The following is a 13,315-nucleotide window of genomic DNA, read 5'->3' as shown; positions in this document are numbered from 1 at the left end:
TGGCAAAAAAATAATAAATTTCTGCTGTATGATTTTAATATGCAATCCGACAAAGAGTTTTATTTCTACTATACAGTACTAAGTCTATTTGGTTGGTTATCATATAATAAAAAATTATATGATTCTGACAAAGATAAAATAATATCTGAGCAAAAGTATTATTATAGAAGTCAAGAAAAAGAACTTGGGAAAATGTATATGGTAGCATTAGAAAAAATACTTGTAAATAATAGATTATGATGTCATTAATTAATATGTTTAGACAGAGAAATTTGGCACAATAGAATTAAATTTATGACTACTTAGCATCTACATATGTAAAAATGAGGGCAGTATAATTTCTAAAACTATGATTTAACTTGTTATTACTCATATAATGAGCAGTTGAATAATACAGTGAAGTAATCAATAATATGGGAATAAACATAGCGAGAATTTTAAAAAAATGGGGAGGGCTTGAGTTTGGAGATAACAAAATCAAATGATCCATATTTAATACAAAGAATTGCGATTACAGATAATTTGGATAACGCATACTTATTAGAAGTAGATGGTATATGTCCTCTATGTGGAAAATACATGCTATTAGGAAAAGGAAAGCGCATGAACAAAAAGTATCAAATTGCACATATTTATCCTAATAGTCCAACACCTAATGAAGTAAAGCAACTCGAAGGACTTGAAAGACTTGGTAGTAACTGTGAAGATTTTGAAAATAAAATTGCATTATGTAAGGATTGCCATGGGTATTATGATGATCATAAAACTAAAGAAGAATACTTAGATTTACTCAAAATAAAAAAAAATCTGACTAGTGTATCTAAAGCAAAAATAGCCGCTTCTCATCAGGACTTAGAGCAAGAAATAATTTTAGTAATTAATGCTCTTTCCCATATAGATGAAGAATCATTACAAAAAATGAAATTAGAATATCAAGCATTAAAGATTTCTAATAAAATTGAAGACACATATATTATATTAAAAGTTAAGGTTGAAAATTATGTTTGCATCTTTTTTAATTTTATAAAAGAAATATTTCAGGATTTGGATCAAGCTGGACATATAGATTTCGGATTAGTTGCATCAGAAATAAAGACAACCTTTTTGAAATGTGAAAAAGAAATGAGTAGTAAGAGCGAAATATTTAGATCTTTAGTCAAATGGCTAGAATCCAAAGCAGTAGGTTCTTCAAATGAAGCATGTGAAGCAGTAATTTCATACTTTGTGCAGAGTTGTGAGGTGTTCCATGAAATTGCCAAATAAACTATTTAGTTATAGTGAAAGCATAATAAGCAAATTCCCTATTATATTAAATGTTTTAGAGGAAGAAAAACATTTAACTATTTATGAATTATATATACATGTAATTAAGAGATTTGACGATATTACAGAATTTGCTGAAACAGTAGAGTGTTTATTTGTATTAGGTAAAATAGATTATAATTATCAATTGAGGAGAGTTAATCATGTTGTATGAGATTATTTGCGAACAATTTAAACAAAAAAGAATTGAGTTTAGTCCAAGCTTAAATACTGTCTTGGGTGATGATTTTGGGACTAATTCTATAGGAAAATCTACATTTTTAATGATTATAGATTTTATATTTGGTGGAAAAGACTATATATTGAAATCGACAGATATTCAAAGAAATGTTGGAAGTCATATAATTAAATTCTGTTTTATTTTTGATAAAAATAAATATCACTTTTTGAGAAACACCGATGATTTAGAAAATGTAAGCAAATGTAATGAGAAATATGATGTTATATCTAATATTCCACTTACAGAGTACTTTAATTTCCTAAAGGAAAAGTATGCGATAGGACTTTCTGATATTAGCTTCCGTGATATTGTTGGAAGATATGCAAGAATATATGGAAAAGATAATTTAAATGAAAAGCGTCCGTTAGATATTATACATAATGAATCTGCGGGTGCACCAATTAATGCCTTATTGAAATTGTTTAATCTCTATAATGCAATTTCTGGGCTAGAATTATTGCTAAAGGATAAAGAAAAAGAATTAAGCGCATTCAAAAATGCTCAAAAATACAAATTTGTATCGTCTATTGGGAAACGTCAACATACTACAAATCAGAAGGAATTGGGTGTATTAAATGAAGAGAAAGATAAAATTTCTCAAGATTTGGATAACGACTTATTAGATATAGATTCAGTTAAGGCTGAGGAGGTACTGAAATTAAAGCAGCGGTTATCAGTCGCCAGAAGGCGAATGAGTAGATTTTATTCGCAACTTACAGTTTTAAATAATAATTTAAAAGAAAACGCTGATTTAAAGTCGGAACAATTTGACGATTTATTGAGTTTTTTTCCGAATACAGATATAAAAAGTATTTTAGAAGTAGAAAAATTTCACCAGGAAATAAGAAAAGTGTTAAAATCTGAATTAAAGGATAAGAAAGAAGAACTAAATCAGCTAATTTTTATTTCACAAACTGAAATAGGTGAAATTGAAACAAATATTAAAAAAATAATTCAAATACCTAATTTATCAAAGGTCATATTAGTTAAATATTCAAATTTGCAGAAAAGAATAGAAATATTGGAAAGTGAAAATAATACATATGTAAAACTTGGTAGTTTAACTACTTCGAGGAATGATACAAAACTTAGAAGAGACAACATGAAAATGGAACAGTTGAATCAACTACAAAATAGTATTAATTCTAAAATGCAGGAAATAAACGACTATGTATATTCAGGGAAAAAGAAACCACCTATTCTTAAATTCGATAAGAATCAATATACTTTTGAAACTATAGATGATACTGGTACAGGCACTTCTTATAAGAGCATGGTAGAATATGATTTAAGTGTGTTAGAGTTGACAGTATTACCGATTTTGATTCATGATTCAGTTGTGTTAAAGCAAATATCTGATGAAGCTATAGAAAATATACTTAAAAAATATAAAAGTATTGGCAAACAGATTTTCATTTCATTTGATAAGATATCAGCTTATAGCCTAGAAAGTCAAAAAATATTAAAAGAAACAAAAGTTCTAGAACTTTCTCTAAAAGGAAATGAATTATTTGGTAGGTCATGGAACAATAGATAAAGTGACAAAGAATTAACATAGATGGTTTTTAAGTATATATGTAAAATAAAGAATTGGATAATCCGATTCTTTATTTATAGTTATCGTTTTTTTCTATAATAATTACATTGCCATGATTATGTTGTTCTACCATTTCTTCTATATAATTAAGAACCTCTTGCTTTGTTCGAATCCCTAAACCTGCATTACGCAAAACTTTAGAAATAGTTATCGGAATACTATTATCAGCCATTTCCTTCATAACATAATTAGCTCTACGTTTTTGATAAGCGGTGATGGTTTCACATACTTTATCTAAAATCTGAAAGCACTTAGGAAGGTTATTTCTATTTTGATGGAAATTATAGTAACTAGTATATTTTTGTAAAACAGCAATGGTTAGCCTTTTATATGGCAATTTTTCTGCTTTAATTTTATTTATTGCGATTAATAATTTCTTTACTAATAGTTCATCTTTATTTAACCAATGATTCATAAGCCTCTCTTCTTTCGAAATAGCTTTATCCTCTTTAACTAGTATCACAGTATTAAATATCCATTCATTATCATTTTTAGATAAATAATTATAAGCCCGTGGCTTAGATCTATATATATTTTGTCTCGTAGCATTAGGATTTTCTTTTATAAAAATTCTAACTTCATTCTTATACTGATCTAGTAATAAATTATCAGGTTCGTTCGTCAATTCTATTGTAGGGGCTTTAACTAAATTAGGATTTTTGTATTTATTAGCCCAAGTTTTAATACTTTCACAATTGCTGCCTAATATCTTAGATGTTTTTCTAAGACTAAAACCTTTATCTACACATCCTTTTAATTTATCATGCCATAGGTGACCATAATCCTTAACATAGGTCTTGTTGTATATATCATTGTCATTCTTGTCGGGGCCACATCGAGAATATTTGAAACCGCAATGTTCACATTCAAAAGTAGCAATCGGGTAACCGTGTGATTCATTTATTTTCATAATATCCTTTATTACAAGTTCATTGTAATTAGGGCAGATTATATTTAAACAAGGATAGGGACCCTTTTTAAATTTACTATATTTTTTATTATACCTGTAAAATTCTTTAAAGGTACCAAATAAATATCTTATAACCAAAATATACTTTAAAGGATCGCCTACAGGTTTCCTTCTAGTTGTTGTATGCCTAATCCAACTATCATTTTCATCTACGTCGAAGTTATATCCAATATAATCTAAAAATTCTTCTGTATAATATTTTTTAAAGTCCTGGCAAAATTCCTGCTGTAATGTTGTACCGTTAACCGTTACATATCCTTTTTCAGCAAGTTTATTAAATATCTTATCTTTTGTAACTTCTATGTTCCAATTGTCTAAATCTAATGTAAATATAGTATCTATATCCTCAGCAATATCCAAGAATTTTTCTTTGTATTCTACTGGGATAGTTATCTCTTTTGAATTACTTAAAACTGTATAGAAGTCATCATATCTTCTAGGTATTTTATATGGAAATATATTATACTCATATAAAGGGACTTTGTGTTTATAGCACATTCTATTTAATTCAATTTCATGCTGCCTTCTATAATAAGGTTCTCCGTAAATCTTGAAATCTTCTTTAATACATTCTTTGCAGAATCTAATATATGTTTTAGTCCTAGTGATATCGCTTATTCTAAGGCATTTATTGATTTTATCAGGATAATCACCTTTGAAATATTCTAAAGCTTTATCTTGTTTTTCAGTTGATATAAAGGGTATATAAAGAGGATAAATAGTATTATTATAAAAGAAATTTTCTGAAGTAAAGTTGGAAGGTAAATTACTGCATAAATGATCGAAACAGCCTTGAAAATTTAATCTTCCAACTTCGAACTTTCTATTGAAGAGCATTGTTCCCATAACTTCAAAATTAGGTGGTTGTAAAGCAAATTGTAATCTTGAAAAGATACTATAGGTTGATTCTTCATCCCTTACTTGAGGAAAATATGAAAGCATAATTACACCACCTTAATTTATAAATTCTACAGGAGATTTAATATATCCCATCTCATGAAGAATCATATACACATCTTTTTCTTCTTTTTTGCTCTTATCAAAGATTGAGCGTAAGTCATTTCTTTTATAAGAATTGATATTTTTGATTTTGGGTATTTTTTGTAACTGCTGTGCTTCACTTAATAATTTATCTTTAAATTTCTCCATAAATAATAATTGGGCTTCTTGTTCAATTTCGATATATGATTTTGTCATATCAACATTTTTTAATATTTCATGTAACGCTTTTTTTAGTAAATTAGTCTCTCCAGAAGACATCTTTTGCATTTTATTAAACAATTCTAAATATAAATCTTCTTTCCGTTTTTCTATTATAATCCTATCTAAAGCAAAGGTTCGTTTTATAACTTCTTCTTTCTCTGATAATCTAGCTAAAGTCATTAATCTTTCTGCCTCATTAGGTATCAAGATATCCTCATATTGAGCCATTAGTGTTATATCACCACTTTTGATAGCTTCTCTCATCTTTTTAGTAAGAGCAAGATCTTTTTTTGCAGTTTCATTAATTGTTTGTTTATCTATTTTTTCATGACCAGTATAAATGGCATTAGCCTGAGTGAAGGTAAATAGCTTAATTGCAAAGTCTACAATACCTTGTGAGTGTTCATAAAATAAATCAATTAATTTATCTGATAAGGGTACTTTTTCTTGAGTCCATTGGTATTGCCATAGGGCTGTTATAAAGGTTTTCCATTCATTCTTATCAGTTATTCTATCCCAAAGCATAAACCCATTACCACCTATTCTTCTTGGTCCTCTAATGTTATCCTGAAGAACCTGATATGCTTTATTTGTACCAATTACAAGAATAGGAACTTGGATTGTATTTATTATCTCAACCAGGAAATCTAAAAGTTCCTTGGTTTTAGCCTCAGTCCTTGCAAGATGCTGTATTTCATCTATTACAATAAGACCAATATTTTCATTTATAGCAGCATTAGGCATATTTTGAACCATAGTTCCACGTCTTTCCCCACCCCAATTCTTAAAATATTGAGCACTATCTATAATTTCATCAAGTTTATTGAAAAGGGCATTGCATAGAGATTTTATGGTTCCATCTGTAGGACATTCTAATTTAATGTAAACTATTTGATTCTCTATTAGTGAATGACCTTTATACTCAGTATGCTGTACAAACTGAGGAAAGAGATTTAGTATTTTATTAGTAGAGACAGTTTTTCCGCCACCACTAATACCAAAGATACATAAGCCACTAGAAGTGGTATATATATCTTCAACCATATCTTCATCAATGTAAAAATTACTGATATCAACATCACTATTAAAGTATTTTCGTCTTATATTACATTTTCTTCTTACATTCTCAGGGTTGAATGGGTTTTTATCTTTATAACCATCTGTAAGTGCCATGTAGATTTTATTATACAATTCAATATGTTTATTATTAGGTATAAAAAATTGTTTTAACCTACTTAGAATTTGTATTCTTTGACTTTTTGATAGGTTTCTTTCCTCATCACTGTATTTAATAGGGGAATACAATTTTCTATATAGTTCGGTAGGCTCAAGAAGTGGTGGTAGAGCTTCTATAAATGGATTACCTTCATAATCAGGTAGAGAAGGAACAGTATATATTGCATTCATCCTACGTTTATATATAGTCATAATTAATCGACCTCCATTATTTATCTTCCTTATCTCCTAATATAATACTTTTTATTAAATCATTAATTTCATCATTATGTTTTTGTTCATGTTCTTCATAGGTTATTTCATCATTGTCAGATGTTTTGTTTTTATATTTGTCTAAGCTCAAAACAGAGGTTTCACTATTTTGTGTTTGAGGGTCTAAATCAAAGTATTCTTCTTTACGCATAATCGCCTTTTCAATTTTTTTATTTATAGGTATATTATTTGTTTTATCCTGTAATAATGATGCTAAAACGGTTGACTGTTTAACCGCATTGTCAATTATATCTTTCATCTGGTGATGTGAATTTATTTGCAATGAAATATTTTCGGTATTATTTAATTTTTTTAATTTAGACTCGGTACTTCTTATTTTTATTAATTCATCAAGGGATATATCTTTATAGTCTTTAATGCTTTTGGGGAGCATATTGCAGGTTTCAAATTGCATTGTCCTTTTGTCATAGATGTATATTTTATTTAAATTTCTTGGGTCATAGGCTATATCTACACTCTTAGGTGCATTTGAAACTCGAAGAAACCAATTTTCACGTATTCCAGTTTCACATGAATAATATAGTCTTTTGAAACAAATACCGCCTCTTTGGATCGATGCTTTAGCTTTAGGCATCAATGTAAGCATCATTTTTTCTTTAGGTATACTGCTTGTAAAAAGAAGTTTCATTGTAGCACCATAGTTCCATATATTTGAAGGCGTAGGAACTATTTGATTATCAATCATATCTTTACTCATAGAAAAGGATTGTAAAACAGTATTGTTATAACCAAGAATAAACCTTATTAGCATTTGATTAAATTCTCTTATATTAAGTACAGCATTTTTCCTATAATCTTCACCACCTCTTTGCTGATGATTCTTTCTAACTCCACCTGGAACATATTTTTGCAAGTAATCATTAATAGTTTTAAACCATCTTTCAACAATACCTTTCATGTCAGGGCAATAGGGAGGATTATTTTCAATATTTATATGAAGATGTTTTACAAGTTCGTCAGATGCCTTACTTATAGTTTCACCTCTGTCAGCATTTATCCTAGAGGGTATGCCATATGAAGGCCACTCCTCTTCTGTAATATCTATATCGTATGTTTTACAGTAATCAACCTTATTCTCATTCATGTTCATATACGCCATCATAGCGGCGGTCCAACTACTCTCCTCAAGACCTGCATAAAATCCAGTTATAAGGCGACTATAGACATCAATTATTATATATAAAACTGCTCTACCCACAACTATATTTCTAGATATGTTGCTTGCAAGATATATATCACTTACCGTTGAGTCAATTTCATATAGATGTCCTGGTCCAAAAACATTAATATCCTCTCTAGAAAGAGTTGGTCTTTCAGTTTGTTGATATTTTATTTCACCAATTTTGCTTAATATTTCACGTTTGAAATTCCTAATCTTATCCATATGATATTTAAATTGTCTAAGTGTTGGTATTTTATCATCATCAAGTATTTTTCTGATTTCATTACCATTTTCAATTGTAAGATAAGAATAATATTTATATAAGAATTCATGATAAGTTTGTTTTATAGTTGAGCCATCAATCTTTAGATAATACATCTCGTAGATGTTTTTTATATGCAGTAAAATATTATCGTCAATTATGATACCTTCACCTTGAGTAATGTTTCTTTTTCTGCCAGGTTTATTTGAATAATTAGTAACTCTAGATTTTAATTGAGGAGGTAATAATGAGTTTTTTGTCATTCCTCCTTGAAGGTACTTTCTCATATTTTTATAAATAGTGGTTTTGCTTATTTCCAATTTGGTATTAATATCACTAATTAGTAATCCTCTTTTATGTTTACTACAAAGATCCAATAAATTATTATCGCAACATAAATCTTTTATATAATCGTATGCAGTATCTCTCATTTTTAAAAATTTTGCAGGAAAGATACTTTCATCATAAATCCTAAAGTATGGGTCGTTCTCTAATATCTCTAGTTCTTCATTAATTAATTGAGACTCGATATTTGAAGTATTATCATAATAAGGAAATGATTTTTTGTTATTAAGTTCTATGCAAACTAAGTCAGAGTAATCATAGGATATAAGAATAATCCTGAAATAAACATTATCTTTTGTATTTCTAAATACCATATTGACTTGTAATTTTTTCATACTATACCTCCCTATAGTGTGTTAACTGAACCTAAAAGTACTTTGGTATTTACGCTTAGATCACTTATAGTTAATGCTGTGATATTTAAAGGCTTATTATAAATATCTAGAACTACTATTTTATCAATTATTGCTTTTAAGAATATTTCGTTGATATCTGAAAATTTAATATTAAATTTTTTTGATAATTCTGTAAGAAGGTAGGCTATTGGCATATTTTTAGAAATAGCTGTTTCTATGCCTTTAGTCAAATATTTATACATAGTAATCAGATACTGCGTTTCTAAGGTTGTTCCATTATTAATTAATTTATTTGAATGAAGTATATCCATATTATTTGTAAATACACTCGATAATTCTTTTTCAGTGATAATAGCCCAATCTATACCTTTTGAATTAAAGAAACGCCTCTCTATTTCAAACTTTTCTATAATTCTTTTGTTAGAAAGATTAATAGAAGGAGTTACTGTTCTAGCACTGTGGACTATTTTATCATTACACTTAGTGGTGACGAGAAAATCTGTAGTCATAATAATGGGTTCATCATCAAGACTAGGATATTCTATACCAGCTTCTACAGCAATATTTTGTAAAAGATCTATAGGGAGAAGGGGATACTGTTCTTTGATATCTAACACGTCATCACTCCAATCAAAATGATAAAATGCAGCGTACTCTAATTTTGTTAGAAAATGATGTTCTCTGCCAGTTTTATAGCCCATGATGCGATTGGCTTTTCCTTTGGTGGGTACACTTCTTACACTTAAAAAAGGAACATACTCGGCGTTATCTTTTTCCCAAAGTCTATCTTTTATATAGTCCTGAACAAATTTAGTTGTAAGTTTATTTGAATTATATTTACCCATTGATACTCCTCCTCCTGATAGATTAAAACGATTTAATTATAACAATTTATTATAAATAAAAGCTCTCTGGATTATTCCAGAGGGCGAAGTGTAAAAATTAAAAATGAGGAAAATAATTTTTAATTTATAAAATTTACATCTGCTTAAAGAACAAATGTTCTTATAAATTATTATATCCGAATTCATATGCCGATATGCAAAAAAAATCACTATTTATTAATTTCAAATAAATAGTGATTTTTTATATTTAATTTGTAATGATGAATAAATATTCATTTTACAGAACACAACTTAATTGTTCCAGAACATAACTATATTGTATTAGGACATAACTTAATTGTGTTAGAACACAACTTAGTTGTACTTTTACTATTATGCCAATTGTGATGTGGCTGTTAACTACATCCAGTTGTTGTTCCACAATCAAGGCAAACCTTACAAGTACCATTGCGAACAAGCCTAGTACTTGAGCAAAGTGAACAGGTTTCAGAGTACAATCTTTCACCTTGAATTTTGTCAGTTTCTTTACTTACAGGAGACACCGCATTAGCGGATTCTTCTAAAGTAGTTGAAATTTCATTTTCAACAGGGATTAACGGATTATTAGGTATATTAGTGTTCTCATAATTGTCAGGTTTAATCTGACATCTACTGTAATCACCTAGTTCTATATCAATAATTTTGCTAATCAAATCAGAAATAGATGAAACTGATTTAATGTAAGGATGTTTTTGTACAAAACCATAAGGTTCAAATTTTTGACCTCGAAGCATCTTCGAGATAGCGTCTGCAGGTACATGGTGTTGAAGCATAACTGAGATTGCTTTTGATAAAGAATTAAGTAAACCAGTAATAATAGTACCTTCTCTATCTGTTGTTATATATATTTCAGAAATCTCTCCATTTGAACGCCTATTTACCGTAGTATAAATCTTTACATCTTCAATTTGAGCAGGATGAGTAGTGCCATAACGTATCCCAATTGGTTTTTCACGTGTTGAGTGTGATTGGTTTGAAGTTTTTTGTAATGATTTTGCTTTCTTTAAAAGAGCATCATATGATAGATCTTCAAGTAATAGTTCCTTGTCCTCGGATAAAGTAGTGTTTAGTGGCTGACTTGCCTTTGAACCATCCCTATATAAGGCTATACCTTTTACTCCTAATTTCCAAGAAGTTAATATAACTTCTTTAAAATTTTCAATAGTGGCATTTTTAGGTAAGTTTACAGTCTTTGATATAGAACCTGATATCATTGGTGTTATTGCTGCCATCATAAGAACGTGTCCCATAAAGGAAATATACCTTTTACCGCTACCACATTTATTTGCTGTATCAAATATAGATAAATGTTCCTGTTTCAAATGAGGAGCACCCTCTATTTTACCGTCCACAATTTTTTCGTATTCAAAGCCGTTTTCATCAACCATTTCTTTTCTTAGAATGTAATCAAAAATATCATTTGTTTCACCCTCGGAATATCCAAGGTTAGTAAGAGAATCTTTAATTACAGGATTTACAATGGTCATAAAGCCGCCGCCAGATAATTTCTTATAAATAAAATGACTAAAATATGGTTCTACAGATGTTGCACCACAATCCATAGCAAAGGAAATAGTGCCAGTAGGAGCTAAAACTGTAACCTGAGCGTTTCTAAAGCCATAGTTTTCGCCACTGCTTAATGCTTTTGTCCAGCAACTTTTTAAGGTTTCACTTATATCACCTAAGGAGTCTTTATTTAAAATAGCGTGATCCACTTTTATAGGTTCATAGTTTAGGTTTTCAAAGTCACTCTTTATTGCTCCAGCTGCTCTTGCGTGATTTCTTATAACTATCTGCATGTATTCTTTATTAATATCATATTTTTCAAAAGGAGATAATTCTTTCGCAATTAAAGATGAAACATAATAAGACTGCGCAGTCATTATTCCAGTTAACGATGATGCTATATTTCTAGAGTCTTCTGAGTCATAGGGATAGCCCATTACCATAAATAATGAAGCTAAATTTGATAGCCCAAGACCAGTAGTTCTAAATAAATGAGTTTTTCTTGCTATATCTTCAGTTGGAAATTGTCCCCAATGTATTGATGCTTCAAGAACTAATTGAGTAAGTCCTATTAAATGCACATATCCGGAAACATCAAACTTTTTAGTTTTAGGGTCATAAAATTTATAAATATTAATAGATGCTAAGTTACAAGAAGTATCATCTAAAAAGGCATATTCACCGCAAGGATTAGTTGAATTAATTCTATTATGTTTAGCACCAAATTCTCCGTCTTCTCCAGCAGGACAAGTGTGCCATGCATTAAAGGTGTCATCAAATTGTGGAGCTGGGTCTGCACATTTCCAAGCAGCGTCATTAAAGGTGTCCCATAGTTTTTTTACACTTATATCTTTGTCAATTGAAGAATCACATCTTCCCTTAAGGGTAATAGTTTGATTTGGATCAATTGACAACTTATCAACTTTCGTCATAAATTCATCTGAAAATCTTATGGAATTGTTTCCATTTTGGCCAGAAACAGTTTCATAAGCCTCTCCCTCAAAACTACCATCATAACCCATTTTAGTTAGAGCCCTTACTTTATCTTCTTCCTTAGCTTTCCAGGTCATAAATTCCATTATTTCAGGATGGTTTATATCAAGGCATAACATTTTAGCTGCACGTCTTGTAGTTCCACCAGATTTTATCGCACCTGCGTTTCTATCTAGGCCTCTTAAGAAACTCATAAGGCCTGAGGAAATACCACCACTAGATAATTTCTCTCCAATCCCTCGTATACTAGAAAAATTAGTTCCAGTACCAGAACCGCCTTTAAATAATTTGGTTTCTGTTACATATTGCTCTGAGATTGAATGTTTGCCGAGTAATTTATCTTCAATTGATAGAATAAAACAAGCTGAGGCTTGAGTTCTTGTATAAGCATCTTTGCTTTTAACTATCATTTTTGATTTTTCATCATAATAAAAATTATCTAATGATCCACCTTTTATACCATATGATAAATTAAGGCCAGTGTTAAACCACTGAGGAGAATTTGGAGCAAACATTTGATTTAAAAATGCATATATTAATTCATCATAAATAATGCTTTTTTCTTCATCAGATTTAATGATAGTTTCATTTATTAAAGCTTCACACCAAAAATTTACAAGTCTATGAGCTACAAGTTTCATACTATCCTCATAACCTTTTTTATTATTAAGACCAGATTTTCTAAAATATTTTGAAGCGATTATATCGCAAGAATTTTGTGAGTAGTGTTCTGGAAATTCTAAATCCTTCATGTTTAAAAGTACTTTATTAGTTTTATGGTCTTTTAACAAAACATTTACCTTTTTCCAATTAAATAAATCAAAAACAGTAATAGCTTTATTCTTTTCTAATTCCTTTGTGAAAACCCGTTTAATCAAATTTTTTATCTCCGCCATAATTAATACTAGCTTAAAAAAAACTAGTATAAACACCTCCTATTAGTTGCATATTAATCTTAAATCATGTAAAATATAAGTCTGTATGT

The 13,315-nt window shown here is 29.3% G+C and carries 9 protein-coding genes; 4 read left to right on the top strand and 5 right to left on the bottom strand.

Annotation, left to right across the window (positions count from 1 at the left end):
• The first annotated feature begins 39 nt into the window (after window positions 1–39).
• The 4 genes from KPL54_RS17260 to KPL54_RS17245 all read left to right on the top strand — a co-directional run bounded on the left by KPL54_RS17260 (window position 40) and on the right by KPL54_RS17245 (window position 3,080).
• Window positions 40–240, top strand: a complete 201-nt coding sequence (locus KPL54_RS17260) for a hypothetical protein (protein WP_216107745.1) — start codon at window positions 40–42, stop codon at window positions 238–240.
• A 222-nt stretch (window positions 241–462) separates the two neighbouring features.
• Window positions 463–1,263, top strand: a complete 801-nt coding sequence (locus tag KPL54_RS17255; RefSeq protein ID WP_216107744.1) for an ABC-three component system protein — start codon at window positions 463–465, stop codon at window positions 1,261–1,263.
• Window positions 1,253–1,477, top strand: a complete 225-nt coding sequence (locus KPL54_RS17250) for an ABC-three component system middle component 7 (protein ID WP_216107743.1) — start codon at window positions 1,253–1,255, stop codon at window positions 1,475–1,477. Before KPL54_RS17255 ends, KPL54_RS17250 begins: the two co-directional genes overlap by 11 nt.
• Window positions 1,467–3,080, top strand: a complete 1,614-nt coding sequence (locus tag KPL54_RS17245) for a DUF2326 domain-containing protein (RefSeq protein ID WP_216107742.1) — start codon at window positions 1,467–1,469, stop codon at window positions 3,078–3,080. Before KPL54_RS17250 ends, KPL54_RS17245 begins: the two co-directional genes overlap by 11 nt.
• A gap of 70 nt (window positions 3,081–3,150) precedes the next feature.
• Here the strand turns inward: KPL54_RS17245 and KPL54_RS17240 are convergent, their stop codons facing one another.
• The 5 genes from KPL54_RS17240 to KPL54_RS17220 all read right to left on the bottom strand — a co-directional run bounded on the left by KPL54_RS17240 (window position 3,151) and on the right by KPL54_RS17220 (window position 13,226).
• Window positions 3,151–5,052: a TnsD family Tn7-like transposition protein gene (locus KPL54_RS17240; RefSeq protein ID WP_216107741.1), complete on the bottom strand. Its 1,902-nt coding sequence runs from the start codon at window positions 5,050–5,052 to the stop codon at window positions 3,151–3,153.
• A gap of 12 nt (window positions 5,053–5,064) precedes the next feature.
• The gene (locus KPL54_RS17235) at window positions 5,065–6,741 is read right to left on the bottom strand and encodes an ATP-binding protein (RefSeq protein WP_216107740.1); all 1,677 of its coding nucleotides are present in this window, start codon (window positions 6,739–6,741) and stop codon (window positions 5,065–5,067) included.
• Window positions 6,742–6,757: 16 nt separating this feature from the next.
• Window positions 6,758–8,926, bottom strand: a complete 2,169-nt coding sequence (locus KPL54_RS17230; RefSeq protein ID WP_216107739.1) for a Mu transposase C-terminal domain-containing protein — start codon at window positions 8,924–8,926, stop codon at window positions 6,758–6,760.
• Window positions 8,927–8,937: 11 nt separating this feature from the next.
• Window positions 8,938–9,792 carry a TnsA endonuclease N-terminal domain-containing protein gene (locus KPL54_RS17225; RefSeq protein WP_216107738.1) on the bottom strand — a complete coding sequence of 285 codons (855 nt, stop codon included), beginning with the start codon at window positions 9,790–9,792 and terminating at the stop codon, window positions 8,938–8,940.
• Window positions 9,793–10,187: 395 nt separating this feature from the next.
• Entirely contained in the window at window positions 10,188–13,226 is a 3,039-nt protein-coding gene (locus KPL54_RS17220; protein WP_216107737.1) for a vitamin B12-dependent ribonucleotide reductase, read from the bottom strand.
• Window positions 13,227–13,315: the final 89 nt, after the last annotated feature.

It is taken from the genome of Clostridium estertheticum, assembly GCF_018861295.1.
GTDB classification, from domain to species: domain Bacteria; phylum Bacillota; class Clostridia; order Clostridiales; family Clostridiaceae; genus Clostridium_AD; species Clostridium_AD estertheticum_D.
The sequence above is the reverse complement of the archived record's forward strand: the minus strand, read 5'-3'. Positions and strand labels throughout refer to the sequence as shown.

Bases quoted from the DNA above. Each gene is read 5' to 3' on its own strand.
- KPL54_RS17260 (WP_216107745.1), top strand. From the start codon at position 40: ATGCAATCCGACAAAGAGTTTTATTTCTACTATACAGTACTAAGTCTA.
- KPL54_RS17245 (WP_216107742.1), top strand. From the start codon at position 1,467: ATGTTGTATGAGATTATTTGCGAACAATTTAAACAAAAAAGAATTGAG.
- KPL54_RS17240 (WP_216107741.1), bottom strand. From the start codon at position 5,052: ATGCTTTCATATTTTCCTCAAGTAAGGGATGAAGAATCAACCTATAGT.
- KPL54_RS17235 (WP_216107740.1), bottom strand. From the start codon at position 6,741: ATGACTATATATAAACGTAGGATGAATGCAATATATACTGTTCCTTCT.
- KPL54_RS17230 (WP_216107739.1), bottom strand. From the start codon at position 8,926: ATGAAAAAATTACAAGTCAATATGGTATTTAGAAATACAAAAGATAAT.
- KPL54_RS17225 (WP_216107738.1), bottom strand. From the start codon at position 9,792: ATGGGTAAATATAATTCAAATAAACTTACAACTAAATTTGTTCAGGAC.
- KPL54_RS17220 (WP_216107737.1), bottom strand. From the start codon at position 13,226: ATGGCGGAGATAAAAAATTTGATTAAACGGGTTTTCACAAAGGAATTA.